At 62.7% G+C, this 26,040-nt stretch carries 24 protein-coding genes; 6 read left to right on the top strand and 18 right to left on the bottom strand.

Going from position 1 to position 26,040, the window contains the following annotated elements; genetic code table 11:
- Nucleotides 1-9 precede the first annotated feature (9 nt).
- From AC097P_RS01885 to arsS, 9 genes are read right to left on the bottom strand one after another with little or no spacing between them, the layout of a single operon-like run.
- Nucleotides 10-735 carry a DUF3047 domain-containing protein gene (locus AC097P_RS01885; RefSeq protein ID WP_479608668.1) on the bottom strand — a complete coding sequence of 242 codons (726 nt, stop codon included), beginning with the start codon at nt 733-735 and terminating at the stop codon, nt 10-12.
- Nucleotides 732-1,577, bottom strand: coding sequence for an MTAP family purine nucleoside phosphorylase (locus AC097P_RS01880; RefSeq protein ID WP_479608667.1), 846 nt, complete (start codon nt 1,575-1,577; stop codon nt 732-734). The genes AC097P_RS01885 and AC097P_RS01880 overlap by 4 nt, the downstream gene beginning before the upstream one ends.
- A gap of 3 nt (nt 1,578-1,580) precedes the next feature.
- Nucleotides 1,581-2,543 (bottom strand): hypothetical protein, encoded by a 963-nt coding sequence (locus AC097P_RS01875; RefSeq protein ID WP_479608666.1) that lies wholly within the window; start codon nt 2,541-2,543, stop codon nt 1,581-1,583.
- Nucleotides 2,540-3,280, bottom strand: coding sequence for a phosphonate ABC transporter ATP-binding protein (locus AC097P_RS01870; protein ID WP_479608665.1), 741 nt, complete (start codon nt 3,278-3,280; stop codon nt 2,540-2,542). Before AC097P_RS01870 ends, AC097P_RS01875 begins: the two co-directional genes overlap by 4 nt.
- The gene (gene phnE, locus AC097P_RS01865; RefSeq protein WP_479608664.1) at nt 3,277-4,149 is read right to left on the bottom strand and encodes a phosphonate ABC transporter, permease protein PhnE; all 873 of its coding nucleotides are present in this window, start codon (nt 4,147-4,149) and stop codon (nt 3,277-3,279) included. The genes AC097P_RS01870 and phnE overlap by 4 nt, the downstream gene beginning before the upstream one ends.
- Nucleotides 4,142-5,038, bottom strand: a complete 897-nt coding sequence (locus AC097P_RS01860; protein WP_479608663.1) for a phosphate/phosphite/phosphonate ABC transporter substrate-binding protein — start codon at nt 5,036-5,038, stop codon at nt 4,142-4,144. The genes phnE and AC097P_RS01860 overlap by 8 nt, the downstream gene beginning before the upstream one ends.
- Before the next feature lie 12 nt (nt 5,039-5,050).
- On the bottom strand, nt 5,051-5,680 hold the full coding sequence (locus tag AC097P_RS01855) for a TIGR04282 family arsenosugar biosynthesis glycosyltransferase (protein ID WP_479608662.1): 630 nt from the start codon (nt 5,678-5,680) through the stop codon (nt 5,051-5,053).
- Complete coding sequence (locus AC097P_RS01850; RefSeq protein WP_479608661.1) at nt 5,677-6,363, bottom strand: TIGR04283 family arsenosugar biosynthesis glycosyltransferase; 687 nt, start codon at nt 6,361-6,363, stop codon at nt 5,677-5,679. Before AC097P_RS01850 ends, AC097P_RS01855 begins: the two co-directional genes overlap by 4 nt.
- Before the next feature lie 23 nt (nt 6,364-6,386).
- Nucleotides 6,387-7,358 carry an arsenosugar biosynthesis radical SAM (seleno)protein ArsS gene (gene arsS / locus AC097P_RS01845; protein ID WP_479608660.1) on the bottom strand — a complete coding sequence of 324 codons (972 nt, stop codon included), beginning with the start codon at nt 7,356-7,358 and terminating at the stop codon, nt 6,387-6,389.
- 327 nt (nt 7,359-7,685) lie between these two features.
- Between arsS and AC097P_RS01840 the strand changes: the two genes are divergently transcribed.
- The gene (locus AC097P_RS01840; protein WP_479608659.1) at nt 7,686-10,859 is read left to right on the top strand and encodes a PAS domain S-box protein; all 3,174 of its coding nucleotides are present in this window, start codon (nt 7,686-7,688) and stop codon (nt 10,857-10,859) included.
- 82 nt (nt 10,860-10,941) lie between these two features.
- Here the strand turns inward: AC097P_RS01840 and AC097P_RS01835 are convergent, their stop codons facing one another.
- Nucleotides 10,942-11,778 (bottom strand): phytanoyl-CoA dioxygenase family protein, encoded by an 837-nt coding sequence (locus AC097P_RS01835; RefSeq protein WP_479608658.1) that lies wholly within the window; start codon nt 11,776-11,778, stop codon nt 10,942-10,944.
- 65 nt (nt 11,779-11,843) lie between these two features.
- Nucleotides 11,844-12,791 (bottom strand): glycoside hydrolase family 5 protein, encoded by a 948-nt coding sequence (locus AC097P_RS01830; RefSeq protein ID WP_479608657.1) that lies wholly within the window; start codon nt 12,789-12,791, stop codon nt 11,844-11,846.
- A gap of 22 nt (nt 12,792-12,813) precedes the next feature.
- On the opposite strand from AC097P_RS01830, the gene AC097P_RS01825 reads away from it, so the two are divergent.
- The gene (locus AC097P_RS01825) at nt 12,814-13,122 is read left to right on the top strand and encodes a hypothetical protein (RefSeq protein ID WP_479608656.1); all 309 of its coding nucleotides are present in this window, start codon (nt 12,814-12,816) and stop codon (nt 13,120-13,122) included.
- Between the two features lie 151 nt (nt 13,123-13,273).
- Here the strand turns inward: AC097P_RS01825 and AC097P_RS01820 are convergent, their stop codons facing one another.
- The 6 genes from AC097P_RS01820 to AC097P_RS01795 form a co-directional block, all read right to left on the bottom strand.
- Nucleotides 13,274-14,401, bottom strand: a complete 1,128-nt coding sequence (locus AC097P_RS01820; RefSeq protein ID WP_479608655.1) for a YbdK family carboxylate-amine ligase — start codon at nt 14,399-14,401, stop codon at nt 13,274-13,276.
- On the bottom strand, nt 14,398-15,699 hold the full coding sequence (locus AC097P_RS01815) for a cation:proton antiporter (RefSeq protein ID WP_479608654.1): 1,302 nt from the start codon (nt 15,697-15,699) through the stop codon (nt 14,398-14,400). Before AC097P_RS01815 ends, AC097P_RS01820 begins: the two co-directional genes overlap by 4 nt.
- A gap of 55 nt (nt 15,700-15,754) precedes the next feature.
- Nucleotides 15,755-16,942, bottom strand: a complete 1,188-nt coding sequence (locus AC097P_RS01810; protein WP_479608653.1) for an FAD-dependent oxidoreductase — start codon at nt 16,940-16,942, stop codon at nt 15,755-15,757.
- Between the two features lie 47 nt (nt 16,943-16,989).
- Nucleotides 16,990-18,822 (bottom strand): M56 family metallopeptidase, encoded by a 1,833-nt coding sequence (locus AC097P_RS01805; protein ID WP_479608652.1) that lies wholly within the window; start codon nt 18,820-18,822, stop codon nt 16,990-16,992.
- Nucleotides 18,819-19,211 (bottom strand): BlaI/MecI/CopY family transcriptional regulator, encoded by a 393-nt coding sequence (locus AC097P_RS01800; protein WP_479608651.1) that lies wholly within the window; start codon nt 19,209-19,211, stop codon nt 18,819-18,821. The genes AC097P_RS01805 and AC097P_RS01800 overlap by 4 nt, the downstream gene beginning before the upstream one ends.
- Nucleotides 19,212-19,333: 122 nt before the next feature.
- Nucleotides 19,334-20,473 carry a M14 family metallopeptidase gene (locus AC097P_RS01795; RefSeq protein WP_479608650.1) on the bottom strand — a complete coding sequence of 380 codons (1,140 nt, stop codon included), beginning with the start codon at nt 20,471-20,473 and terminating at the stop codon, nt 19,334-19,336.
- Nucleotides 20,474-20,548: 75 nt separating this feature from the next.
- Between AC097P_RS01795 and dbpA the strand changes: the two genes are divergently transcribed.
- Nucleotides 20,549-21,985 carry an ATP-dependent RNA helicase DbpA gene (gene dbpA, locus AC097P_RS01790; protein ID WP_479608649.1) on the top strand — a complete coding sequence of 479 codons (1,437 nt, stop codon included), beginning with the start codon at nt 20,549-20,551 and terminating at the stop codon, nt 21,983-21,985.
- Between the two features lie 44 nt (nt 21,986-22,029).
- On the opposite strand, the gene AC097P_RS01785 is transcribed toward dbpA, so the two are convergent.
- Nucleotides 22,030-22,920, bottom strand: coding sequence for a CAP domain-containing protein (locus AC097P_RS01785; protein ID WP_479608648.1), 891 nt, complete (start codon nt 22,918-22,920; stop codon nt 22,030-22,032).
- Between the two features lie 259 nt (nt 22,921-23,179).
- Here AC097P_RS01785 and AC097P_RS01780 point away from each other — a divergent pair, with 259 nt between their 5' ends.
- The 3 genes from AC097P_RS01780 to AC097P_RS01770 all read left to right on the top strand — a co-directional run bounded on the left by AC097P_RS01780 (nt 23,180) and on the right by AC097P_RS01770 (nt 26,035).
- Complete coding sequence (locus AC097P_RS01780; RefSeq protein ID WP_479608647.1) at nt 23,180-23,416, top strand: hypothetical protein; 237 nt, start codon at nt 23,180-23,182, stop codon at nt 23,414-23,416.
- A gap of 91 nt (nt 23,417-23,507) precedes the next feature.
- A complete protein-coding gene (locus AC097P_RS01775) occupies nt 23,508-24,374 on the top strand; it encodes an alpha/beta hydrolase (RefSeq protein ID WP_479608646.1) in 867 nt (288 codons plus the stop codon).
- The gene (locus tag AC097P_RS01770) at nt 24,374-26,035 is read left to right on the top strand and encodes an alkaline phosphatase family protein (protein WP_479608645.1); all 1,662 of its coding nucleotides are present in this window, start codon (nt 24,374-24,376) and stop codon (nt 26,033-26,035) included. Before AC097P_RS01775 ends, AC097P_RS01770 begins: the two co-directional genes overlap by 1 nt.
- The last annotated feature ends 5 nt before the right edge of the window (nt 26,036-26,040 follow it).

Here is a 26,040-nt window from a genome sequence, read left to right as displayed (position 1 = left end):
CTTCCACGCTTACTCGTACTTCAGGTCCGCGATCCAGGCGATCGAGTGGCTGCGAGTGTTGTCTGCATCGGCCGCCACAAAAATGGCCGTGACCATTGGCGCTGGCGCATTGGCCGGCCACTCATCGCCGAATGCCAGGCGCAGGTCCTTTTGAACATCTCGCTTTTCGTCTAGCCAGGTAGCCCCTACATGGGTGCTACCCCGCAGCACGATGCTACGAACCCGGCGCGTGTAGGGGTTCTCAATCACCATTTCAGTCGCCTCGTTTCCCGCCCAGGCCCAGCACAGCGTGGCAGCAGGAAGGTCTTGCTCTGTGCGGCTGCGGGCGATGCGCAGCAGCTGGCGCTCCACAAATGGCACCCACTGATCCGGCCACGCCAGGCTCACACACACCTTGGCTGCAGTGTCATCCCCCGCCTTGGAGCGCAAATCAATGGCGGCGCTTTGCTGCACCACCCGCCACGACCACGCCACGCGTGTCAACGCTATCGGTGGCTGGAACGCTTTGACCAGGGGGCTGTAAGACTGTTTGGCTTCGAGGCGCAGCGCAGTACGACCGGCCTCCACGGTATCGGTGTAGCTTGTGAGCGGCATACGTTGTTGCGGGAAAGTCGCAATACGCCAGCCCGAGCCTACCGATTGAAAACTCAAATCAGCATTGTCGGCGGCGGCTGCAGCGCCACACGCCACCAAGGCCAGCGCAGTGAGGTACCCCACGGGCAGGTTTCGGCTCATCGCTGCAAAACCTGCATCCAGTCCAGCTGCTCGGGGGTGAGCGCCGACAAGGGGGTGAGCATGGCCGTCGATAGGGCGGTGCGCGCATGGGGATCCGGTTGCGGAACACCGGCCTGCAGCAGACCATCCAACACGCGTTGCGCAGCCACCAGACTCTTGCCATACAGCGCAAAGATGCCGGCAACACTGACGTGCTGCGCCGGGTCGTCCAGCCAGCAGTCGTAGTCGGTCACGATGCCGATCGTGGCATAGGCCATTTGGGCTTCACGCGCCAGAAAGACCTCGGGCGCGTTGGTCATACCTACCAGCTGGCAGCCCATTTGGCGCAAGAGGTTGCTTTCGGCCTGGGTGCCCAGACGCGGGCCATCCACACAGGCATAGGTCAGTCCCCGGTGCAACTTGATTCCCAGCGTGCGCGCGGCGTGTGCCGCAGCGTCTACCAAGCCCGGGCTGACCGGCTTGGCGGTAGAAACATGGGCCGCCACGCCTTTGCCAAAGAAGCTGCGCTCGCGCAAGCCACGGGTCCAGTCGATGTATTGCTCGGGCATTGCCAGGTCACCCGGAGCCACGTCTATATGCAAACTGCCCACGGCAGAAAACCCGAGCAATTGGGTGGCCCCCGCGCGTTTGAGCGCAAAGATATTGGCGCGATAGTTGACTTCGTGTGGCAGCAACCGGTGGCCACTGCCATGGCGGGCCAAAAAGAGCACGGGGGTGCCGTGCAACTGGCCCTGTATCACTTCGCCAGAGGCCAGGCCAAATGGGGTTTCCCCACTGTGCTGCGCTGCGATCTCCAAGCCTTTGAGTTCATACAGTCCGGTGCCGCCGATGATTGCCAACATAGCTTAGGTCTCCAATGCAATGGTTGTGGGGAGCGCGCAGCCGGCGCGCTGTGTGATTCGGTCAAAGTAGGACACATGCGCATCGCTGCCGGGTGGCCAGCGCCGCGAAAACTGGGTTAGCCAGCGCGCCTGATCGTAGTTAATCGCGATCGCCTCCAGTTGTATCGGCCCCATCTTGGCGCGAAACTGCAGTTGCGGTCCTTGAAAAGCCCGCGTGGCAATGCGTGTGAACAGGCCTCCCGGCAGGGTCTGCAGGTTGGGCATACCGGCCGCCCCGTTGTTCAGAACCCAATGTGGATCGGCCCCAACACCACAGGCAGCAAACACCGGAGCGCAGGTGTGCGAGGAGGCAAAAACGTCGACACCCGCGCTTTCGAACCAAGCCTGCACGCTGCGGCGGTGGGCCGCATAGCGCAAATTCTCACGCGCAAAGCCCCACCCGGCGAGCGAAGTGGCGTCGCCATGGACGATACCCACCGCAATGCCGCCCACATGGGCTCGCAGCCACATGGGGAGTTCGCCCAGACACTGGCGAGCTTCGGGCGAAACCACGGCGTGCAGGGCGCGCAAGATCTGGTTGGATCGGTCCACCGTGCCGTTGTCCACCCAGTCGGGGTACGCGCAGCCACAACCAGTGGTGAAGTCGATTTCCGCCTGCGCCAGTTCTGTCTCCACGTTGCCGCGGGTGGCGTCAAAACCGAGCACCCGTCTTTGTATGCGTTCGAACCAATCGGGTTCGGCGTCAAACCAGTGGAAGTCGCCATTGAAGACCAGTCTTTTTTTGCCGGTTTCCCGGTCAAACAGGCGCAGGATCTCTTCCAGCGCCAACTCGTTGCCGTACAAGCCGCCGACAACATAAAGCACTTCCAGATTGTCCATGCCGCGCGCAGCCGGAGCACGAAAATCACTCGGGTCGTAACGGTAGTGCAGCGGGCAGCTACGGCCTGCTTCGGGATCGGGGTTCATACGGTCGCTCCGTAAAGGGTGGTCAAGTGGGACGGGGTCACTTCGTGGACGGGGCAGTCCAGCACAATGCGGCCATCCTGCAACCCCACCACCCGGTCTGCAACCAGTGGTAGCAGGTCCGGCTGATGAACCACCGTGATGCTGGTGACGCCTGCGAACCCCTCGCGCAGCCATTGCCCGATGTGCAGCGCAGCGCGGGGGTCCAGTGCCGAGGTTGGTTCATCGGCAAGAATCAGGCGCGGTTGTTGCAATTTCAGCCGTGCCAGACTTACCTTTTGGCGTTCCCCGCCGGAGAGTTGGTCGGTTCGGTGATCCGCCCGATCCAGCAGCCCCACCTGCTCCAGCGCCGCATGCGCCTCGTTCACCAGCGGCTGCGGGAACCAGCGCAACCAGCTGTGAAAACCCGGCACGCGGTGCAGGGCGCCAATCAATACGTTTTCGATTGCGCTGAGGCGACCCACCAGATGCAAGGCTTGGTGCAATTGGCCCACCTGCGCGCACCACAGGCGCCCGTGTGCGGTGTGGCGCGGTGCCTGCACCTTGCGGCCCAGTACCTGCACGGTTGCCTCGCCAACGGGAATAAACCCGCCCAGCGCACGCAGCAGGGTGGACTTGCCCGCACCGTTCGGTCCGATCACGGCCACGCGCTCCCCCGCATTCACCTGCAGCCTGGGGATCTGCAAAACAGCCCGCCCACCCATGCGACAAACCAGCTTTTCAATCAGCACGTCGCTCATAGCAGCTGCGCCCGAATGCGGCGGGACAAGGTGTCAAACGCCACGACCATGGCAATGACCACCAGCAGCAAAGTGGCCAGTCGGCTCCACTGAAACAGTGACACCGCCTCGGAGATCAGCAGGCCCAAGCCACCAGCGCCTATCAGGCCCAGGATCGTGGAGTCGCGGATGTTGAACTCCCAGACGTATAGGTGGTGGGAAACCAGCTGGGGTAGCACCGCCGGCCATACCGACAGAAAGAACACTTGCAGTGGTGTAGCGCCTGTCGCGCGGGTGGCGTCGACCGAGCCCATGTCCAGCGATTCAATGGATTCGGCAAACAACTTGCCGTAAGTCCCCATGGAGTGCAGGGCAATCGCCAAAATACCGGCCGTTGGCCCCAGCCCCACGATACCAACCAACAGCAGGCCAAAAACCAGGGTGTGGACGGAACGAAATACGCTGAGTAAGCCCCGCGCCAGCATGGCAGCAGCGAAGGGGCCCTTGAGGTTTTTAGCGGAAAGCAGAGCCAATGGCAACGCCAACGCCGCACCGAGCAAAGAGCCTAGCGTGGCAATCTGAAACGTGGTCCAGGCCGCACGCGCCACGCCCTGCAGGTAGGCTGCTTCAATAACGCGCCGATTTTCCACACGCAGAAGCGTTCCGTCATCGCTGCGAAACTCGAGCGATGGCGGGCCCCACCAGACGTCCAGAAAGCTCGGGTGCATGAAGTCTGTGGCCGTTTGAACGAGGTTGCGCCAGGGCTGGCGCCCCAGCGATAAATCGCCTGCCGATAGCAGCGTGGCTACACAAAAGCCTACGAGGGCGGCGTACACCACCACCAGCGCGAAAAAGCGCAGTCGGCCGCTGTAACGCGAGGAACTATTCACGCTTGGGAGTCAGTTTGCCGGTAGCCAGGCCGGCATCGCGAATGGGCTTGTAAAACGTGTTGTCCGTCTTCACAAAACCTGTGTAGTGCGCCGGCAGTAGCGCCGGGTTGGTCTGCAGCTGAGGGCCTACGTCCAGCAGGCTTTGCAGCAGCTTGGCAACCAGCGGCTTGTCGGCAAATACCGTCTGGCTCACGGCAAAGGCATCGTTGGGCAGCGGATCTGACTGCCAGATGATGCGAGAACGCTCAGCCTTGAGCAAGCCCTGCTCAATCATGGCGTTGCGATTGCGGTTGTAGTCGGCACCCGCATCGAGCTGCCCCGCGGCCACCTGCGTTTCGATGGCCTGGTGCTTGGTGTACAGAACCCGCGAGAAATAAGTCTCAGGTGTGATGCCTTGCTGCATGAAGTAATGCAGTGGAATCAGATAACCCGAGGTGGAGCCCTTATCGCCAAATGCAAACGTGCGCCCCTTCAGGTCGGCAACGGTTTGGATGCCGGAGTCGGGGTGCGTCACCATCAGCGCAAAGTACTCGGGTTTGCCGTCATACAAGATGGTTGCAATGGCCTGAGCCCCCGCACTGTGGTTGGCCAGCACGTAGCCCCAGGGCCCCATCAGGGCGAGGTCGGTTTCGCCGGTCGACAGGGATTTGGCCAGACCTTCCCAGGTGTCCACGGTGCGCAGTTCGACCGGGCGGCCCAGACGCTGTGCCAGGTGATTGGCCAATGGTCGGTAGGTGGCATCGTTGCGTTCGCGATCTGGCTGAAACAGGCCTACGCCGAGTTTGAGCGGAGCGATTTGCGCGGTGGCGGAGCATGCAACGGACAAGGCGAGCGCGCCCAGTGCCAGGGCAACTTTTCGGCGGGATATTGCGTGAGATAGGTTTTTCATGGTGCAGTGCTTTTAAACGTCAATCGGAGCGGGTAGCCAAGCGGTTGGGACGTGTACCAAGTCCGCGGGTTCGTCAATGTCGCTGATCGGCGGCAGTTCATGCCAGTGGATGTGCGCCAGGGCAGCGCGGCGGCGTGTTTCCTGCATCACGGTGGCTGTGCTCCAGACCATGCCCTCGAACAACGCAGCGCACGTTTTGCGCAGCCCTACCAGCGCATAGCCGCCATCCAGCGCTGGTACGAAGACAGCATCGTGTGTGGCCAATGCGCCCAACGCTTCCGTCAGCATGGCAGCATCCAGCGTCGGCGCATCCGTGCCGATGAGGATCGCTACGCCGTGTGTTTGCAGCACCCGCTGGAATGCCCGGTGCATGCGGTCCCCCAAGTCGCCGTCGCCTTGGGCTGTGAGGGTCACGCCGTACTGCTTGGATAAACGCACCAGCGTGGGGTCCTGCAGATCGGGGGTCATACACAACTCCACAGCAGCGCCATGCACTTGTACTGCCTGATCCACCGTGTGTTCAAGCAACTGCTGCGCCAGCTTCGCGGCACCTTGCGCACCCAGCGCCGGAATAAGACGGGTCTTGGCAAGGCCGGCCACTGGCGCCTTGGCAAACACCACGATACATGCCGCGGCGTTCATCGGTACGCCCGGGCGAGGCTTGCGGCGGACTCACCGCGCCAGTAACGCCAGCGCAGGCGCCACATTAAAAGAATGGTACGCCACGGGCCGCGCGTATCCCAGCGACGCCCCGAAGTCTGTACTCGGCTGGTCAAGCAGGCGGGGCGCGCAAGATGGCGCAAACGTTTGGACAGTTCGATGTCTTCCATCAGCGGCAAAACGGCAAACCCACCCAAGCTTTCAAACGTATCGCGTCGTACAAACATGGCTTGGTCTCCGGTGGCGATGCCAGAAAGACGGGAGCGCCCGTTCATGAACAGCGCAACCACCGGCAGCCAAAGCGATTGCCCGATGATGCGGACGTCGAAGCGTCCCCACAGCGCGCCAGCTTGGATCGACTGCTGAATATCTACGACCGCAGTCGTTGGTAACTGGGTATCGGCATGCAAAAACACCAGCACATCCGCATCACACCGCGCTGCCCCGGCGTTCATTTGGGAGGCCCGCCCGGGCTGCGCCTGTACCAGCTGGTCGCACAGCGGCGCAGCCAGTTCGGCCGTGTTGTCGGTGCTGCCCCCATCCACCACGATAACCTGGTGGCCCTGTGCGCGCAGGGGCAGGAGCGCGTGCAAAAACGCAACAATGCCCGCCGACTCCTGCAGAACCGGCACCACCATGGCGAGCCGCAACTTGCCGTGTTGCATGGGTTAAGTGCGCCGCGCCGTCTTTACGTGGCGGATGAGATGGCACCGCCGCAGCTGCTGCCTTGCCCGGCCGTGCAGCCATAACAGTGGTCGGCAACCCGAATAGCACCGCCAGCCGGGTCGTGCGCCAGCAGGTCTTTGAGGTGCGACCGGGTCTTCTGACCCAAAGGCGTTGCCAGGCCCAGCATCTGATTGAAGTCGCAGTCATACAAGAAGCCTTGCCAGTCCACACTGAGCATGCTGCGGCACATCACTGTTGGCAGGTTGTGCGGCTGGTAGGCGGCTTTCAACAGTTGCATGTAGTCGCCAAAGGTGCCTTTGGACACCAGGGTGCTGCCAAAGCGCTGAATCGGCATGTTGGTCAGCGCAAAGAGCTGATTGAATCGAATGTTGAAATGCTGCATCAGTTCGCGCTTGTAGTCGGCCTCAAGCGGTCCCTGCGGTGGCGGCAACACGGCGCCTTGGGGGTTATAGACCAGGTTGAGCACCAGACTGGAGCCTTCTTGTCCGTATCCCAACGCGTTGAGTGCCTGCAGGCCGGCAATGCTGCGGTCAAACACGCCTTCGCCGCGCTGCCGGTCGACATTGTCAACCGAGTAGCAAGGCAACGAGGCCACCACCTCCACCCCCGCCGTCGCTAAAAAGACGGCCAATGTCTCCTGGCCCGGCTCGGACAGAATGGTGAGGTTGCAGCGGTCAATGACACGCACCCCCAAATGGCGCGCGCGGGTGACCAGGTAGCGAAAGTGCTCGTTCAGCTCTGGCGCGCCACCGGTCAGGTCCAAGGTGTCGATGTTGCGCACCACCAGCGCCTGCAGCACCTGTTCCACGGTCTCCAGATCCATCATTTCCGTGCGATGAGGCCCGGCTGCCACATGGCAATGCAGGCAGCTTTGGTTGCACTGGTAACCCAGATTCACCTGCAACGTGGTGACCTGTGCGCGCCGAAGCGCCGGGAAATCGGTGGATACGAGCAAAGGAAGGGTGGCGTGCATAGGAAAAAGCTGAATTTTTAATCAAGAAAGATCATAGGTATGCCATTTGGTCGGTGCTGGGTGGCATTTCTTACACCCCGTCATCCAGCAGGACAATCGGCTCAATCGCATCGGAATCTGCATAGAGGAGTGAGCATGTCAGCTGCCAACGGGACCATAAGTCGCGCTTTACAGTCGGTTTCAAACTGGGCCAGTATGGCATCTCACCCATCCCAGGGTGTGTGCCTAGGACAGTAAGATCTGTTGCCTGATCCTGGTGTAGTGCGCAATCGCACAGTACCGCACCAGTGCTCCCGATAGCATTGCGCGTCCCTACTTGTAAAAGCCATGTCCAATTGTGAAGAAGTGAAAGTTTTGCTCATCGGGCCTGGCCAACCGGATGCACTCCAGGCGCATCAGGTGCTGACAACATTGGGAAAGTGCTCTGTCGTTTTTGCATCGCATGAAGAGGCGGTCAGCCAGTCCAAGCGTGGGGGCTTTGCGCTCGTCGTGCTGGATGTGTCCTCAGCAGACGTCGATGCTCTTGAGACGGCCCGCATCCTCCGTGCGTCGGCGGCTGGAACACCCATTCTGTTTTTGATTCCTCCGGCTTGGGGCGACGCGGTTACCTGCGAAGCCCTCGCGCTCGGCGCCGTGGATGTGATGACCAAGCCCATACTGCCGGATTTGTTGAAGGCAAGGCTTACCCAGTACCTAGACTTGTACAGCACCAAGCTTGCGCTGGACTTTGCCCGGCAGAAAAGCACCAGTGATCTGGCATTTTTGGCCGGCGTCCTGGATTCTGTCGAAGACGCCATCGTGGCCTGCGACTCTGACGGCAACCTCACCATTTTCAACCGAGCCAGCCGCGAACTCCACGGCTTGACGGAAGAAGGCCTACCGCGGGAGCAGTGGTCGGCGCACTACTCGTTGTACCGAGCCGACGGGGTCACCGCCCTACCTGTCAACGAGATACCGTTGGTGCGTGCGCTGGCTGGCGAGCACGTGCGCGATGCCGAGATGGTCGTCGCACAAATGGATGGACAGCAACGGCTGCTCAGTGCGAGTGGCGGGCCCTTGATCGATGCGGATGGTCGCAAGCACGGTGCTGTGGTATCCATGCACGACATCACTGCACAGCGGGAAGTACAAGTTGCCAGGGAGGCCGCCATCCGTGGTCAGGCGCTCCAGAAGGAAGCCGAAGCCGCCGAGCGGGCAGTCCGCGAAAGCACGGAAAGATTCGCGCTGCTATTGAATTCCTCGGCCGAGGGCATCTACGGCATGGCGCCAGACAGCACATGCATCTTCCTGAACAATGCCGGCGCCCGCATGCTGGGATACCAGGCGGACGAACTGGTTGGACGCCCTATCCATGACGTTATCCACCACCACCGTCCCGACGGATCCCATTACCCCCAGAAAGAATGCAAGATTGGAATCGCGTCCCGGGCGGGTACCTTCATCAGAGTGGATGACGAAGTTTTCTGGCACAAGGACGGTTCCGCAGTGCCCGTTTCGTACTCCGTCAATCCCATGATCGTCGCAGGGCGTAACACGGGGTCGGTCATTACATTTACCGACGCCACGGAGCGACGCCGCGCCGAAGAAGCCTTGCGGGCCAGCAATGAGCGTACCCAACTGGCTGCAGATGCGGGCGGTTTGGGTTTGTATACCTGGGAGCTTGCCAACGATACGGTGGTCTGGCACAACGACATTCCGTTCGATATCTTTGGTATCCATAGGGGGGGTATGCCGCTCAACGCAGCTCAATTTGCGTCAGAGTTCGTGGTTCCAGAAGATGCTGCAGCCTTTGCTGAATCGATGGCTGCAACGCTTGAGAGAGCGCAGCCGTTCCACTTTGAAGGGCGCATTCACCGGCTGCCTGATCGCGAGATCCGATGGGTCGAATTCACAGGCCGCGTGCAGACTGTCAACGGTCTGCCCATACGGGTGGTGGGCACGGCCGCAGACATCACGCCCAGGAAACAGGCGGACCAGGCGCTGCGGCAAAGTGAGGAGCGGCTCACGCAACTCGCCAATATGGTCCCCAACCTGGTGTGGATCGCCAACGCCGACGGCTGGATCAATTGGTACAACGACCGCTGGTATGCCTATACCGGTACAACGCCAAGCCAGATGGAAGGCTGGGGTTGGCAGTCCGTGCACAACCCCGACACATTGCCGCTCGTTCTGGAGCGCTGGACCGCATCGATCGAAACCGGACAGCCATTTGAGATGACTTTCCCGCTGCGCGGAGCGGACGGAGTTTTCAGGCCGTTCTACACCCTTGTCGCACCGCTGCGCGATGCGGACGGCAAAGTGATTCAGTGGTTTGGTACCAATACCGACGTCACCCCCCTGAAAAAAGCCGAAGCAGAGTTGCGCGATGCCGATCGCCGGAAGGACGAGTTTCTGGCGATGCTGGCGCACGAGCTGCGCAACCCGCTGGCCCCCATCCGCAATGCAGCGGAGCTCCTGCGGCTGCTGAACAGCCCCGACCCCAGCATCAATCGGGCCAGCGAGGTGATTGCACGCCAGGTGAGCCACATGACAGGGCTGCTGGATGATCTTCTGGACGTGTCACGCGTCACCCACGGTGCGATCACGCTTGACAAGGAGAGAGTGGACTTGGCAAGCGCCATCGCCAATGCCGTCGAACAAGTGCGCCCACTCTTGGAGCTGAAGAAGCATCGGCTTTCTCTGGACAACTGCCACCTGGGCACTTATGTACTTGGTAGTCCGTTGCGGTTAATCCAAATCGTGACAAATCTGCTCGACAACGCAGCCAAATATTCGCCACCGCAGGCGTCGATCCGCATCGAAGTCCTCAGTTCGGGAAGTCAAGTCACGATCGTCGTGAGCGATTCTGGTATGGGTATATCGGCCCAACTCTTGCCCCATGTATTTGAACCCTTCAGCCAAGCCGAGCGCAGCACGGATCGATCGCAAGGCGGGCTGGGTCTTGGCTTGGCAGTCGTCAAGGGCTTGGTTGAACTGCATGGAGGAACCGTGTCTGTTGAAAGCGAGGGCGTTGGCAAAGGCAGCCGTTTCTCTGTCACTCTGCCGATGTACCAAGAGCCAGGACGTGGTGGCACCGCCGCGCCAGCGGCAGATCGATCCCACGCGGGCAATGATTCACTAGACGTGCTTTTGGTCGATGACAATGTAGATGCGGTCGAAACGCTGGCCGTTCTTTTGCAGGCTTATGGTCATCGGACCGTGGTCGTCCACACGGGTCTCGAGGGGGTCAAGGCTGCCCAACGCAAGCGGTTCCACGCAGCTGTGCTCGACATTGGGCTTCCGGACATCACCGGCTATGAAGTAGCCAGAACAATTCGGCGTTCGGTGAACCCGGGTCCAATACTGGCTGCGCTGACCGGCTATGGGCAACCCGAAGATCGCGCCGCCGCTTTGGACGCCGGCTTCTCTCGGCACCTGGTAAAGCCCGTTGACCCGCAGGCACTTTTGGAATTCCTCGGTGAATGTGCAGCGACATGGCAGGCTTCAACATTACGGCTATAGCCCTAATGGGATAAGCGTGAGCAGCTATCAAATTTGAAGCAAATTCTCGCTGCGAGCGTCAAGCTTGGGGTGGGGCTGCTCGTCAGAACCCACTCACCGGCATGTCCGCGCCGCGTTGGATCCAGTTGGCAGCGCAATAGTGTGCGGTCGCGTCCGTCACATGCAGCGTATACGCGTGGCGTGACGCGCTGGAGCGGTTGGGCGCGCTGTAGTGCGGTAGCAGGCCATGAAACACTACCAACGCGCCTGCCTCTACTTCCAGCGGAATGGCGGTCGTGGTGTCGGGCCACGGCGTAGCGTCCAGTTTTTGCATGGCGACCTCATCGCCGTGGCGCACGAAGCGTTCACGCAGCGGGCTGCGGTGCTCCCCGGGCTGCGTCCATAAACAGCCGTTGTGGACGGTCGCGTCTTCCAGTGCAAACCAGAAGGTCGTCACGGTGATCGGTGTGGTCTCGAAGAACGTGGCGTCCTGGTGCCACCCCACCTCACCACCGATGCCGGGTTGCTTGAAGATGTACATGGACTGCCAGAGTTCTGGCTGCGCAAGACCCAGGCCATGGGCGACTTGCTGCAGCTCTGGCCCGCGTGAAAAGCTTGAGAACACGGGGTCCAGGTCGTGCATGGCGTGCCCTATCTTGTTGATGGACAGTGCCTTGGCCTGGCGCAGTTCGCCATTGGGCCAAAAGGCCTCTTCTTCAAAGAAGCAGCTCGTGTTGGTGGCAGAGTCCAGGAAGTAGCGGTCGACCGAGCGCACCTGCTGGTTGGTTGTGAAAATGGTCTTGGTTGCCGGCGGCACAAAGTCGTTGACGATGTCCCCCGCCCGCTGGCGCAGCGCCTGCAGGGCTTGGGGCGATTTAAAGTCGGGCAACACGAGGTAGCCGTCGCGTTGGTACGTCGCTTGTTGTTCAGGTGTCAGCATGGGCACACGGTAGCATGTGAAGGATACCTGTGTACAGCGATGAAACCCCGGTTGTCGGCGAGCAGTTAGGCGGCAGGGCCGCTGGCCCGCCAGTAGCGCGAGTAGACCGCCAGTATCTGGGTTTTCACCACGTCGGCTCCGGTGCGGGCATCCCGCACGACGATCGCGTATTCGTCGGCGTTGGTCGTGTTCTGCCGCCATTGCCAGCCTGTGTAGCCCACGGCTGCGGCGTTCATGCGCGCAAGGCCAGCGTCCAGGTAGAACGCTGTGGGGTCATCACCCGTGCGCACGCCGAACTGCTGGATGAAAACCGGCACGCCGCGCGCCGCACGCATGGCTACCAGGGCGCCCAGGCGGGATTCCAGATTGGCGATGTTGTCCAGCTGGCTATTCCCCGTACGCAGGAACAGGTTGCCCGTGTACACCACACGGTTAGTCCAGCGGCTGGCAGGGATATACGCCTCATCGCATAGAGTGATGTTGTAACCGTCGCGTGCGCCCACCAGAAAGGGGGTGCGCGTGTCGCCGGCCAGGTCTTCAATGGCGACCATCAGCTCCTGGTAAAAGGCAGACACCTCGGCGCCGTGGGCGGCGTCCCGTGCGGCTAGCGGCTCCGGCAGCAACTCGTAGAAGGCGATCTGCGGATAGTTCTTGAGGATGCCCGCCAGGTAAACCCAGGCCTCCTTGAACAGCTGTCGTTGGCTCAAGTCGGTCCAGAAGTTTCGACCACCGGGGTAACTGCCGCGTGGGTCGCAGTAGTTGACCATGCCGGGGCTCTGCGTGCCGCTCTGGCCGCAGTTGGAGTCGATGACGGGAATTACCCACAGGCCGGCGTCGATGCACCACTGCACCTCACGCAAGAAGCGCGTCAGGTGGTCGGTCTGAAAGTGCCCGGGTGAGGCGTCGGCGCGGCTCTCTACGTCGGGGCTGCCGTACAGGCCCCACCAGCGTATCAACACCCTGACTACGGTGCCACCCTGGGCGGCGATAGCGGCTGCATCTGAACTCTGCATCTCGCCCCAAGTGCCCTCGTTTATGCCCCGTAACACGGCGGGTCTACCGTCGGGAGCCAGCAAGCTTGCGCCACTGAGTGAGAGCCGCTTGGGCAATGGCTGTGGTGGTTGTGCAGGGGTCGATGGCGATGGCGGTAGCGGTGGTGATGCAGCCGATGGTGAACCCGCAGACTGCGTCGAGCCGCCGCTGCCACCGCCGCCGCAGGCCGCTGCAGCGGCTGCACCCAAAATAGAGACCAGGGCCGCTCGGCGTCCTGGGAAAGAAGGCGAAGTGTTCCGGTGGGTCATATCGGTCATGTTCTCGTTGGCTCTGTTTAGCGAAAGGGCGTAGCGGCAAAATTGCAGCTATCCGCCCTGCTATTGAGCCGCCTCGCGCGTCCGTTTAACAGAGCCAACCCTGCCAAGCGCGATTCGGGACACCTGAACCGTCGAATCGACGCCGCGAGTGGGAGCCGCCAGAAGCTACCCGCAGGCAACTTGGGCTAGGCCGGCTGCCCAGCCCAGCGCCGGCATTGCTGGCGCACCACCTCGGGCAGCAGGTGCTCCCGCTCGGCCACACCGCGCAGCCAGGTTGCATCGTTGCCCAGGCCGGCCAGTTCGCCGCGTATCAGCGACAGCGCGTTCTCGGCGTGCAGCGCCGTCGCATGCGGCGCCAGTGCGGCCAGCGTCGTGTAGATGTCCTCGCGCAGCGTGCGGTGCTCGCCCGTCTTGGGGTCTACGAAGGTGCCGTCCAGCCCGAAGCGGCAGGCCTGAAAACGGTTGAAGGTGTAGGGCAGGTAGTCGTCTTCTGCCGGTTCGAACGGCCGCTCCATGCTGATCCAGCGTGCCAGGCACTGCACCAGGCCGGCCATGGCTGCAGCCTTGTGGATGGTCAGCGGCGTGTCCAGCACGCGCACCTCGATCGTCCCGTACTCGGGCTTGGGGCGTATGTCCCAGTAGAAGTCTTTCATGCTCTTGACGACACCGGTACGCGCCATCTTGTCGAAGTAGTGCTGGAACTCTTCCCAGGTCAGCACAAACGGCGCGCGGCCCGACAGCGGAAACGCGAAGACTGAATTCAGCCTTGCCGAGTGGAAGCCGGTGTCGGTGCCCTGCACAAATGGCGACGAGGCCGACAGCGCAATCAGGTGCGGTATGAAGCGCGACAGGCCGTGCAGCAGCACCAGCGCCTGGTCCGGGCTGGGGCAACCGATGTGCACGTGCTGGCCGAAGATCGTGAACTGCTTGGAGAGGTAGCCATACAACTCGGCCACGCGGTGGAAGCGTGGCGTGTCGTAGATGCGGCGTTCGCTCCAGTGCTGGAACGGATGCGTGCCGCCGCCACACAGGCCCAGGTTCAACTGCTCTGCGCACTGCACCAGCGCATCGCGGATCTCGGTCAACTGCGACAGTACCTCGGCGTGGGTCGTGCAGACACCGGTGCACAACTCAATCATGCTGTCGGTGATCTCGGGTGTCACCAGGCCCGGCAACTTGCGCTTGCCGACCAGGCGCAACAAGTCGTCGGAGCCGGGGCTCAGATCGAAATCGTGCAGGTTGACGATTTGCAACTCCAGCTCCACGCCCATGCTCAGGGCCTGGGATTCTGCGAAAGGGCCCAGGCTGCTCATGCTTGTGCTCCTTTGGTTGAAGTTGTCGAGCGGCTTGGCAGTTCGCCTGCTATGCGCAGGCCCCACTGAACGATGACGGGGCCTATGAGTTCCATGATGGCAATGGCGCTGAAAACCACCGGCCCAACCCGCGTCGCAAACTCCGGGTGGCTGAGTTGCAGGTCGGCAAACAGCACCAGAGCAGTCCCCGAAATCGGCGTCAGCGTCAGAGACAGCGCCAGTGACTGGCGCAGGCTGATGCCACTCCAGTGCGCGCCGGCGGCCACCAGAACCCCCTTGGACAGCGTACGCACCAGCAACAGCACCAACGCAGCCACGCCGCCCAGCGCCAGCGCCGGCAAGGACCATGCAGCACCGACGATCACGAAAAGCATCAGCACCAGCACGCCGCCGGCAGTGCCAAAGTGGCGCGGCCATATCCACGGCCGGTGCGAGGTATTGCGCAGCAGCACACCGGCCAGCAACGGCACCAGTAGCGTAGACAGGTTCAGCATGCGCGCGGCGGTCAGCGTCAGCAAAATCATGCCGAGCAACAGCAGCACCGAGTTTTCGTCGCGCAGGTCGAGCCGCCGGGCCACCCACGAGACCAGGCCGCACAGCAGGGCCGCCAGTAGAAACGAACCGCCAAAGGTGTACAGCGGTTGGGTGACTGCCAGCATCCAGTCGCCGCTGCCGTCCAGGTGTAGCCACGCAATCACCAGCCTGTGCAGCAGTACGGCAGTCAGCGTGTTCAACGCTGTCAGCATGATCATGCGTTCCGTGACTTGACCGGCAGAATGCAGTTCGCTGGAAACGCGCCCGATGACCGATGAGGAGGTGGCCATCGTCATCGTCGCGCAAGCCAGGGCCACGTTCACGCCCATGCCCAGCAGCCGCAGTGACGCATAAACAGCCAGCGCGCTGAACAGGCCCTCAGCCAGACCGGTACACAGCAGCGCAGGGTTGGCCCGCAGCCAGCGCAGGTTGACACGGCTGCCCAGCTCAAACAGCAGCAGGCCCAGCGCCAGGTCGACGATGACACGGATCACACCGCTGGGGTGCTGCGCACCCGCGCCCTCGCCCAGCGCCGCAATCACCATGCCAATGGCGCTGTAGCCAATGATGCGGGGCAAGCCAGCCTTGCGAAACACCAGCTCGCCCAAGCAGCCGCCCAATACCAGCGTGAGTGCGGACCAAAAGATAACGTCGGGCTGCAAAGGCCAAGGTGAAATTTGTAAGTAGGTTACGAGGTCGTCGATCATGGAAAAGCCCCCCGAATTGGGTCGGGGGGTGTCGGTGTTGTTGTCACCGGCGACCATAGCAGCGCAGTCCGCGCCAGCCCGTGCGGCAAAGCACAGACCGGTTTGTGCGCACTCAGGCGAAAACTGCGGCCAGGCGCTCGGTAGCGGCCAAAGACAAAGCGCGGTCCACGCGGGTGTCGTCGTTGCCGAAGTCGTGCGCGCCCTGGGCCTGCACCAGCAAGGTGTCGCGTCGCGACAGCATGAAAAGGTTGTGGCCCCGGTAGACCAGCGCATAGTCCACCTCGGACTGCGGCACCAGGCGCGTGATCTGGCCCCGCACGGGGATGACGGAGGTGTCACCCAGCAGCGCCCGTGCGCCATAACCCGTGCAGTTGACGACGGCGTGCTCGCGCAGCTCGGCAAACTGGCTGGCGTGTGCAAAGTTGCGCTGCACGATATCGCCTCCGGCCCGCAGGAAATCATCCATCAGCAGGCGCTGGTAGCTGGAGATGTTGAAATTCATTTGTGTGAAGCGCTTGACGTGGGGCACGCGAAATGGGTGTTCCCCGTTTTTGAGCAGCACGGCCTTGGGCCGGATGTCTGCCAGTTGCGCATGCAGGTCCGGGTAGTCCGGCTCGTCATCTTCGATGTCCAAGGGCTGGTCAAACGGGATGTCCGACAGCACATAGCCGTCGCGCCACTCCACGGGGTTGCCTGCCAGGCCCAGCAGGCTTTGGTAGGTTTTGAACGAGTGGCGGGCCATGTGCTCCCAGCGCTGGCTGAACGCTGGCGTGGCGTGCTCGGTGGTGCAGATACGTGAATCGGGGGACCAGGTGCCAGTGGCGAACGTGGACGCGACTTCGGGCGGACGTTCCTTGCAGTAGATGCGGACCTTGAGGCCGTGGAGTTGCGCAACCCGCGCCGTGGTCAGGCCGATGGCACCGCAGCCAATCACGGCGATCTGGCGCTGGCCCGTGGCCAGTATCAGCGGCAAGGCCTGCTGGGCCGAACCCCAGGACAGCGACCAGCCGCTGCCACCGTGGCCGTAGTGGTGAACGATTGTCTTGCCGTAGCGGCGCTCAGACTCCATGCGGGGGCCCTGGGCGCGAAAGGGCCGCAGGCACACCGTGGTATCGATGATGCGGTCCGTGCTGGCGCGCACCGGGGCCAGAGCTTGCGGGGCGGCGAAGTGGCGCTGCGCTTCGGGTGGTGCGGGCGGCGTGGCTGGAGCGTCGGGTGGCGCAGCGGTCAGTGCGTGGCTGGAGACGGGCAGGGCGGCGAGCGTGGCTGCGCCTGCGGCCAGAAAATTGCGGCGTTGCATGGTGGTTCTGGAGTTACCGGGCACAGCCCGGGTGGGTTAAGGGGGAATCAGGTGCGCAGCTTGGCCAGTGAGGCCCGGATGCGGGCTGCATCGCGCAGCCGATGGGCCGAGCCATCGGCATCCAGCAGTACTACGGTGAACCGCTTGGTGCCGCTCTTCATGCGCATCGTCAGGCATCGGCCGGCCTCGTCGGTGTAGCCGGTTTTGGAGAGCTCAATATCCCAGCCACTGCCGCCCACCAGTTTGTTGGTGTTGTGCACAGCGCGGGCACGGCCGCTGACGGGCACGGTGTCGCTGCGGTCGCTGGTGATGCGGGTGATCTCGGGGTAGCGGGACGCGGCCAACGCAATCTTGGCGACCTCGGTGGCGGTGGACATATTGGCCGGCGAAAGGCCCGTGGGGTCGGCAAACGCCGTGCGGGTCAGGCCCAGGCTGCGCACCTTGGCCTGCATGGCCTGCACGAAGGCAGGTGTGCCGCCGGGGTAGTAGCGCGCTAGCGCGGCGGCGGCGCGGTTTTCGGACTGCATCAGCGCCAGCTTCAGTGCGGCCAGGCGTGTCATCTTCGCACCGACCCGCAGGTGCGAGCCACTGTGCTTGAGCATGTCTACATCGTCCTGGGCGATGCGCAGCGTCTCCTGCAGATTGGGCCTGGCGTCCAGCACCACCATGGCCGTGACCAGCTTGGTGATGGAGGCGATGGGCACAGCGGCGTCGGCATCCTTGGCCATGACGACGCGGCCCGTGCCGTCTTCCAGCACCAGCGCGTGCTTGGCGTTGATGGGCAGCTGCAGCAGCTGGGGTGCGGTGGCCAGCGGGGTGGCCACGACGGGTGTCGCGGTGGGAGCGCTTGGCGCGGTATGCGCAGTCGTCGCACCGGTTGCATTCGCCACAGCAACAGGCTGGGCCACCGCCTGTACAGGGCCAGCCGGCGGGGTGCTGCTGGCTTGCACCCACAAGCTGCTGCTGGCCAGCAGCAGCGCGGGCAATGCCATTTTCCAGGCAGCGGTGTGGGTGGGTTGGGGTGCCATCAGTCGTTCCAATCGGTGAAGCAATTTTCCGCCGTTGGCAGCCATCGCAAGGGTGGGTGTTGCAGGGGGCGTGGGCTGCAGCGCCAATGCGTGCAGGGCCCGGGCCAGGCGCCGCGGGTCGCCCAGCGCGTCGGCAGCCAGCGCGTCGGCCACCTCTTCGCGCGCATCCCGCATGCGGGTTGACAGCCACCACACGACGGGGTGAAAGAACAGCAGGGCCTCGACCACGCTTTGCAGCAGGTTGGCCAGATAATCCCAGCGGCGCACATGGGCCAGCTCGTGGGCCAGCAGTGCCTCCAGCAACGGTACCGGCATGCCGCTGAGTAGCGCAGTGGGCACCAGCACCAGGGGGCGCAGAAAGCCAACGGTGATAGGGCTGGCCAGATCTGGCAGCACCTGCAGCAGCACCCTGCGCTGCAGGCCCAGACGTACAGCCAGCGCATCCAGCCGCGCCTGCCACGCCGCAGGGGCTGGGGCAGCACGGCGGCGCAGCACACCGACCCAGGCCAGGCCGGCACCCAGGCGCAGCGCCATCAGGCCCACGCCCAGGCTCCAGGCGGCGACCAGTGCCGGCAGTTGCAGGCGAATGGATTCCAGCGCGTCGGGTAGTTGAAAGTTTGGCGGAGCCAACGCATCGACCGTGGCCAGCATCCAGCCCATGTGTAGCAGGGGCAGGCCCAGGCAGCTGGCCAGCGCCGTTGCACACACGGCATAGCGCCAGCGTGGACTGGCATTGCGCAACACGGCCAGTGCCAGCCAGGTCATCGCGCCGACCAACAGGCCTTGCCATACAAAGTGCAGCAGCGCCCAGCCCAGGGCGGGCACGAATGATTCCATGGCAAGCGGGCTCATGCGGCGTCGTCCTGGCTGGTGTGCAGCAGTTTCTGGATGTCGGCGCGTTCCTTGGCGCTGACATGGCCCTTCAGCGCGGCCAGCACCAGGGCTTTGCCTGAGCCGGAGAAGGCCTTGGCGATGAGGTCTTTTAGCAAATGGGTTTGCAGCTTGTCCTGCTGGTGCGCCGGCGCGTAGCGCTGCGGACGCTGGCTCTCGTCGCGGCTCAGCAGGCCCTTGCCGTGCATGACCTGCAGCTGGCGCAGCACGGTGGCGTAAGTGGCGTCCGGGCGCTCGGTCAGCAGGGCTTCATGCACCTGTTTGGCGTCGGCAGGGCTGGTGCGCCAAAGGACGCGCAGCAGATCCAGTTCGGCTGCGGTGGGGTGGGGGATGCTTTTGGTGTGGGGCATGCATCCAGTATAAATGTTCTAGAACAAATATTCTAAAATCATGGCAAATTTATTCTTGTGAGCCAAATCAGCCGGTAGCCCTCGCCGGATGGGTGTAAGCAGCTACGAAATCAATAGCATTTCTACACCATCGCCAACAGTGGCTGCAACACGCTGCCACCCAGCTTGCGCGAGCGGCCGCCACTCCATCCGGTTTCCAGTTCGGGCAGTTGGGCGTTGTCCTTGAACGGCATCTCTACCGTCAGCGCCAAGCAGCCAAAATTTTGGGCGATCCAGTTGGTCGCCAGTGTCGGGTTGGCGGTGCCTGGCGCGCTGCGGCCGTAGTTGAACTGGTCCTGGAAATCCGGGCAATTGGCCAGCCAGGCGGACTTGAAGGTGTTTTCCAGCATCGCGATGCCTTCGGTGTAACCTGGGTTGCCTTCGGAGCCGACGACAAAGTTGTAGGGCAGGCCTTCGTCACCGTGCACGTCCAGGCACAGGTCGACGCCGGTCTTTTGCATGTGCTGGCGCACCAGAAAGACCTCGGGCGATGTCTCCATGCTGGGCGTGGCCCATTCGCGGTTCAGGTTGGCGCCGGCGGCGTTGGTGCGCAGGTTGCCGCGCACGGCGCCGTCGGGGTTCATATTGGGCACGACGTAGAAGACGCAGCGGTCCAGCAGCACGCGGCTGACGGCATCGTCCGGATCCAGCAGGCGCTCCAGAAAGCCTTCGACAAACCATTCGGCCATGGTCTCGCCGGGGTGCTGGCGCGCAATCATCCAGACCTTTTTCTTCAGCTCCAGCGCTGTGGCGCTGTGGGCGTTGGTGATGCGCAGGGCCGTCATGTCGCGGCCGTCCAGCGTGCTGCCCAGGCGGTGCAGGTCTACGTGCGGGGACTGGGCGGCGGTGGCCAACAAGTCCAGGTGCTGCTCGTAGGAATAGGGTTCGAAGTACGCAAAGTACATGCAATTGCAAGCCGGTGTGGTGCGGGCCGTCATCACCGTGCCGTCAAACTCTGTATGGATGCGAAACCAGTTCTGGCGGTCGTAGCTGGCCACGACGCGGTATCCCTCCCAGCCGTCCGGGTAGGCACAGGCGCCGGCATTCATGAAGCGCAGCGTGACGGGTTTGTCGGCCGCGCCGTGCAGCGCGAAGTGGAACCACTGGGCGAATGTGCTGGCGTTGTCAGCGCGGATGTTGAGCTGGATGTTGGTGGGGCTGTCCAGGCTCAGCACGTCGATCGCGCCGGAGTCGAATTGGGTGGAGATATGCAGTGCGGTCATTGCGGGATCTTCTTTTGATGGATGCGTCCACTGTAACGCTCTGGCCGATGCCCTTGCACTGCCCGATAATTGGGCATGACATCCAAGACCACCGCGCCTGACGCATCCCCCCCGACGAGCTTTGCCAATTTGGCGCTGAGCCCCGCCGCCCTGGCCAATTTGCAGCAGCTTGGCTACAGCGACATGACGCCCATCCAGGCCGCCAGCCTGCCGATTGCACTGGCAGGCAGCGACCTGATCGCCCAGGCCCAGACCGGCAGCGGCAAGACAGCCGCCTTTGCATTGGCACTGTTGGCCAAGCTCAACCCGCGCTGGTTTGCGGTGCAGGCCATGGTGCTGTGCCCTACGCGCGAACTGGCCGACCAGGTGACGGTCGAAATCCGCCGCCTGGCGCGGGCCGAAGAAAACATCAAGGTCGTGACGCTGTGTGGCGGCGTTGCGCTGCGCGGCCAGCGTGCCAGCCTGGAGCATGGCGCACACGTGGTGGTGGGCACACCCGGCCGCATCATGGACCACCTGGAGCGAGGCTACCTGACGCTGGAGGGGCTGAACACGCTGGTGCTGGACGAGGCCGACCGCATGCTGGACATGGGCTTTTTCGACGATATTGCCAAGGTCGCCAAGCAGTGTCCTGCCAATCGCCAGACGCTGTTGTTCTCGGCCACGTATCCCGAGGGCATTGAAAAACTGGCCAAGCAGTTCATGCGTGACCCCCAGCGTGTGGAAGTGGCACCACCCAAGACCGAGAGTCTTATCGAGCAGCGTTTTTATGAGGTGACCCAACCCAACCGACTGCACACCGTGGGCCAGCTGTTGCGGCATTTCAGGCCCGTGAGTACGCTGGCCTTTTGTAACACCAAGCAGCAGTGCAAGGATCTGGTGACGCTGTTGCAGGCAGAAGGTTTTTATGCGCTGGCGCTGTATGGCGAACTGGAGCAGCGCGAGCGCGACCAGGTGCTGGCCCAGTTTGCCAACCGCAGCTGTTCCGTGCTGGTGGCGACCGACGTGGCCTCAAGAGGCTTGGACATCAACCAACTAGAAGCAGTCATCAACGTCGACATCACGCCCGACCCCGAAGTGCACGTGCACCGCATCGGTCGCACGGGCCGGGCCGGCGCAACAGGCCTGGCGCTCAGCCTGGCCATCATGAATGACATGGGCCGCATCGGAAAAATTGAGCAGTACCAGAACAAGCCTTCGGTCTGGCACAAGGTGGATGAACTGACGCCCACTGGCGACGGCCCCTTGTTGCCACCCATGGTCACAGTGCAGATTTTGGGTGGCCGCAAAGAGAAGATCCGCCCCGGCGACGTGCTGGGCGCGCTGACGAGCGAAGAGGGCGGCCCGGCCTACACGCGAGAGCAGATTGGCAAGATCCAGGTGACCGAGTTCAGCACCTTTGTCGCCGTGACACGGGATATCGCCAAACAAGCCTGCGTCAAGCTGAATGCTGGCAAGGTCAAGGGCAAGAGCGTGCGGGCGCGCTTGATGTCGCTAGCGGATTACACGTAGCAAAATATGGCCCCACGGTGGCCGGGCGGTGAAACCCCTCAGTGCTACGGTTTGCCCAGATCCATCGTCCAGTAGGTGCGGTAGGTCGAGCTGTTGTTGATGACGCAAGCCACGCCCACTTCGGTGAAGTTGGCGCCCATGATGTTGGAGCAATGCCCGGGGCTGGCCAACCAGCCCGACATCACCGCGGCCACGTTGCCCTGGCCCGCGGCGATGTTTTCACCCAGGCGTGACCAGCCGTAGCCAGCCGTTGTGATGCGCTGGTCGAAGGTGCGGCCGTCCAGGCTGGTATGCGAGAAATAGTTCTGGTTCGCCATGTCGGCCGAATGCCCCGCCGACGCATCAAACAACTTGCTGTTCCACGCCAGCGCGGGCACGGCCGGGAAGGTCGTGTTGCCACAGGTCCGGCTGCTGGAACGGGCCTGGTTGATCAGCGCCATCAGGTCCGTCTGAAAATTGGACAGGTTGCAGGTATTGGCTGCAGTCAGCGTGCCGCCCGGTGTTGTGGGGGTGGTGGGGGTTGGCGGCGTGGTTGGCGTGGTTGGCGTGGTTGGGGTTGTTGGCGTCGTCGGCGTTGTTGGTGTCGTTGGCGTGCTGGAACTTGTCACCAGCGTAGCCGCCAGCAGCGTGAATGAGTTCAGTTGCACCCGCACATTGTTGAAGGTGTTGCCTTGAAAGACCACCGAGCCCAGTGTCAGCAGGTTGTTGGCCGGGTTGAAGGCGTCGGCGCCTGGAGTGCCGTTGTCCACGCCCAGCAGCGAGTAGGAGTTGATCGTGGCCGACACGTTCTGGTAGGTGGCCCCGTTCACCGAGACAGAAGCGATGAACAGGCGGTTGATCGTGGCGTCAAAGGCACTGGCGCCATGGGCATGGAATGCGCTCAGCAGCGCGAGGGCAGCCAGCGTGCGGGCCGTATGTTTGAGAGCGTGCTTCACAGTCCAACCCATCCTTTTTTTGTGTGCGGCCGCCGCAAATTGCGGCCCGGCAACGATTTTGCAGTAGTTCTCGCAAGCCCTCCGGGGTGCAATCGTAACAAGGCGTTTGCATTTGATCAGGCTGCGTTGTAAGGCAAATTCCTACATGCTTTCCATCCCGCGGCTGACTGCGGATTCGCGCCGCTGTGACTACAGTTGCACCAAGCGCCAAACCCTTTCAAACCTAGTTGGCACACGACGACGTAACCGGAGAACCACGATGACCACTGCAGCAACCCTGGCACTCAACCCCTTCAGCCTGATGATGGAACCCGAATTGGTTTTGCAAACCATGGAACGTTCACAGCAATTGCGCGGCTTGCGCCGCCACAAGCTGCGTCCACTGGACAAGCCGCTGATCCCTTACACCAAGGAAGCGCTGGCCACCCGCGCCGCCTACGATGCAGCAATTGATGCAGAAGACTTTGAGGCCCACGCCGATTCGTACCTGAACTGATGCGCTGACACAGGCGCACTCACAAGGGGCGGGGGCCCCGGCATGCGGAATAATCACTGCATCCTATCGCTTACACAAAGGCCCCCCTCCCATGCGCACGCTGTACCGTAACCTAGAGACCCAGGCGCAGATCGACGCCCAGTACAACCCCAGCCTGGCGCTAGTCCCAGGCGACCAGCCCGCGCTGCATTTCGCGGCACAGGCCGAGCGGGCGCGCAGCACATTGCGCAATACGCTGGCTGTGCCTTACGGCCCCACCGTCGAAGAAACCCTGGACATCTTTGCGGCCGATGCGCCCAATGCGCCGGTATTTGTGTTCATCCACGGGGGCTACTGGCGCGCCTTGTCCAGCCGAGACTTCCATGGCGTGGCACTGGGCCTGAATGCACGCGGCATCACCACCGTTGTCGTCAACTACGCACTGTGCCCCGTTGTCACCATCGACGAAATCACACGCCAGTGTCGCTCGGCCCTGGCCTGGGTGCTGCGCAATATTGGCCAGCATGGCGGTGACCCCACGCGCGTTGCGGTTGGTGGTCATTCAGCCGGTGGCCACCTGACCGCAATGTGCCTGCAAACCGAATGGGCGCGCGACTACGGCCTGCCGCAGGACCCGTTTGCAGGCGCTATTGCCTTCAGCGGTTTGTACGACCTGGAGCCGCTGCGCTACAGCTACCTGCAGCCCATGATCCAACTAGACGATGGCATCATCCGGCGCAATTCGCCTGCCTTCATGGTGCGACCCTGCAAGACACCGGCCTGGATCACCTGGGGTAGCCTGGAGAGCGCGGAGTTTGCGCGCCAATCGCAGACCTACCATGACGCCTGGCAGGCCGCGGGGAACACGTCCACGTTGCAACCGCACGATGGCACGAACCACTTCACGGTGATCCATGGTCTGGAGGACGGCAACAGCCCCGTCTGCCAGTGGCTGGCTCGCACACTGGGTCAAGCGTGATGCGCGCCCGTTTGGTGGCCAGCGTGGTGCTGGCAGGCGTTGCACTGGCGCTTGTGGGTGCGGCGGCAGCCAAGCCCACCCCGCGACAACCCGAACGCCCCAAGCTGATCGTCTTCATCGCCATCGACGGTCTGCCCCAGCGCCAGGTCATGGATTACCGGGACCAGTTGGCGCCCGATGGATTCAACCGCTTTCTGCAGCGCGGCAGCTGGTTTGCGAACGCCCACTACGGCCATGCCTTCACGGTCACCGCCGCCGGCCACGCGACGATGCTGACGGGGGCCTATCCGCACCGCACCGGCATCATCGGCAATGAATGGCGCGATGCCCAGACCGGCGCACGGGAATACTGCACCGGCGACACCACGGCCACCTACATCGGCCATGCCACGGAGCCGCTGGACGGCACCAGCCCGAAGAACTTGAAAGTGGAGACAGTTGGCGACGTGCTGCGCCGGGCTAGCCCCCAGTCCAAGGTCATCTCGGTCTCTGGTAAGGACCGCGGCGCTATCTTGCCCGCCGGTAAAACAGGCACGGCTTATATGTACATGTCCTCCAGTGGGCAGTTCGCGTCCACTACCTTCTACATGCAGCAGCATCCGGCCTGGGTCAATGCCTTCAACGCTGCGCGACCCGCCGATCGTTATTTCAAAAGCGAGTGGAAGGCCCTGCTGCCCGAGGCTGCCTACGCCCGATCGGTCGCGGACAACCAGCCTTGGTATGGACCGGCGGGGGGCGGCTTGCCAGCCCGCTTCAGCGCTCCAGACGATGCGCAGCCAGGCGCCAATTTCTACGCAGGATTGTTGCGTGGCCCGTTTGGCGACGCGCTGACGCTGGACTTCGCGCGTGCTGCGTTGCAGGGCGAACAACTGGGCCAGGACGATGCGCCGGACATCCTGGCCATCAGCCTGTCGGGCCATGACTATGTGAACCATGCCTTCAGCGCCGAATCCCGCCTCTCGCATGACCATCTGCTGCAGCTGGACCGCCTGCTGCAAAGCTTTTGGCAGACGCTGGACGCCACCGTCGGCAAAGACCGCTATGTGGCCGTGCTGACCGCCGACCATGGCTTTATGCCTGCAGTGGACTACAGCGCCCAGCAGGGCAAGGACAGTGGCACGGTAGACAGCACGCTTTCGCTGGCCGCCATCAACCAGGGGCTGGAACAACAGTTTGGCCCCGGCAAGTGGGCGTTGGGCTACTCCGGCTCCTCGTTGTTGCTGGACAAGAAGCTTTTGGCGAGCACTGGCCGGGACGCCACTGCCGTGGCCGATGCCGCGCGCACGCTGTTGCTGGCCCAGCCCGGCTTTGCTGCTGCCTACACGCGCGCGGAAATGCTGAGTGGTAGCCGTGCGGTCGAGCCCTTGTTCGCACAGATGCGCAAGTCGTGGCACCCTGACGTATCGGGCGACGTGCAATTTGCGCTCAAGCCGTATTGGCGGACCGGTGCGCGCGCTGGCGCCACCCATGGCTCACCCTATCCTTACGACACCCATGTGCCCATGCTGTTCTACGGCCCGCCCTGGATTGGCAAAGGGCGCATTGATACGCGGGTGGAGGTGGTGGACCTTGCGCCTACGCTTGCGGATCTGCTGGGTATTCCGGCACCCTCTGCGGCAGAAGGGCGGGCCCTGCCGGTTGCGAAATCCATCCGGCACTAGAGCGT

Source organism: Rhodoferax sp. ZS1R8, from assembly GCF_056521325.1.
The sequence above is the reverse complement of the archived record's forward strand: the minus strand, read 5'-3'. Positions and strand labels throughout refer to the sequence as shown.

What these genes read in the sequence shown, in the direction of transcription:
- AC097P_RS01885 (WP_479608668.1), bottom strand. Translation starts at nt 735, where the DNA reads ATGAGCCGAAACCTGCCCGTGGGGTACCTCACTGCGCTGGCCTTGGTG.
- AC097P_RS01880 (WP_479608667.1), bottom strand. Translation starts at nt 1,577, where the DNA reads ATGTTGGCAATCATCGGCGGCACCGGACTGTATGAACTCAAAGGCTTG.
- AC097P_RS01875 (WP_479608666.1), bottom strand. Translation starts at nt 2,543, where the DNA reads ATGAACCCCGATCCCGAAGCAGGCCGTAGCTGCCCGCTGCACTACCGT.
- AC097P_RS01870 (WP_479608665.1), bottom strand. Translation starts at nt 3,280, where the DNA reads ATGAGCGACGTGCTGATTGAAAAGCTGGTTTGTCGCATGGGTGGGCGG.
- AC097P_RS01860 (WP_479608663.1), bottom strand. Translation starts at nt 5,038, where the DNA reads ATGAAAAACCTATCTCACGCAATATCCCGCCGAAAAGTTGCCCTGGCA.
- AC097P_RS01855 (WP_479608662.1), bottom strand. Translation starts at nt 5,680, where the DNA reads ATGAACGCCGCGGCATGTATCGTGGTGTTTGCCAAGGCGCCAGTGGCC.
- AC097P_RS01850 (WP_479608661.1), bottom strand. Translation starts at nt 6,363, where the DNA reads ATGCAACACGGCAAGTTGCGGCTCGCCATGGTGGTGCCGGTTCTGCAG.
- arsS (WP_479608660.1), bottom strand. Translation starts at nt 7,358, where the DNA reads ATGCACGCCACCCTTCCTTTGCTCGTATCCACCGATTTCCCGGCGCTT.
- AC097P_RS01840 (WP_479608659.1), top strand. Translation starts at nt 7,686, where the DNA reads ATGTCCAATTGTGAAGAAGTGAAAGTTTTGCTCATCGGGCCTGGCCAA.
- AC097P_RS01835 (WP_479608658.1), bottom strand. Translation starts at nt 11,778, where the DNA reads ATGCTGACACCTGAACAACAAGCGACGTACCAACGCGACGGCTACCTC.
- AC097P_RS01830 (WP_479608657.1), bottom strand. Translation starts at nt 12,791, where the DNA reads ATGCAGAGTTCAGATGCAGCCGCTATCGCCGCCCAGGGTGGCACCGTA.
- AC097P_RS01825 (WP_479608656.1), top strand. Translation starts at nt 12,814, where the DNA reads ATGCCCCGTAACACGGCGGGTCTACCGTCGGGAGCCAGCAAGCTTGCG.
- AC097P_RS01820 (WP_479608655.1), bottom strand. Translation starts at nt 14,401, where the DNA reads ATGAGCAGCCTGGGCCCTTTCGCAGAATCCCAGGCCCTGAGCATGGGC.
- AC097P_RS01815 (WP_479608654.1), bottom strand. Translation starts at nt 15,699, where the DNA reads ATGGTCGCCGGTGACAACAACACCGACACCCCCCGACCCAATTCGGGG.
- AC097P_RS01810 (WP_479608653.1), bottom strand. Translation starts at nt 16,942, where the DNA reads ATGCAACGCCGCAATTTTCTGGCCGCAGGCGCAGCCACGCTCGCCGCC.
- AC097P_RS01805 (WP_479608652.1), bottom strand. Translation starts at nt 18,822, where the DNA reads ATGAGCCCGCTTGCCATGGAATCATTCGTGCCCGCCCTGGGCTGGGCG.
- AC097P_RS01800 (WP_479608651.1), bottom strand. Translation starts at nt 19,211, where the DNA reads ATGCCCCACACCAAAAGCATCCCCCACCCCACCGCAGCCGAACTGGAT.
- AC097P_RS01795 (WP_479608650.1), bottom strand. Translation starts at nt 20,473, where the DNA reads ATGACCGCACTGCATATCTCCACCCAATTCGACTCCGGCGCGATCGAC.
- dbpA (WP_479608649.1), top strand. Translation starts at nt 20,549, where the DNA reads ATGACATCCAAGACCACCGCGCCTGACGCATCCCCCCCGACGAGCTTT.
- AC097P_RS01780 (WP_479608647.1), top strand. Translation starts at nt 23,180, where the DNA reads ATGACCACTGCAGCAACCCTGGCACTCAACCCCTTCAGCCTGATGATG.
- AC097P_RS01775 (WP_479608646.1), top strand. Translation starts at nt 23,508, where the DNA reads ATGCGCACGCTGTACCGTAACCTAGAGACCCAGGCGCAGATCGACGCC.
- AC097P_RS01770 (WP_479608645.1), top strand. Translation starts at nt 24,374, where the DNA reads ATGCGCGCCCGTTTGGTGGCCAGCGTGGTGCTGGCAGGCGTTGCACTG.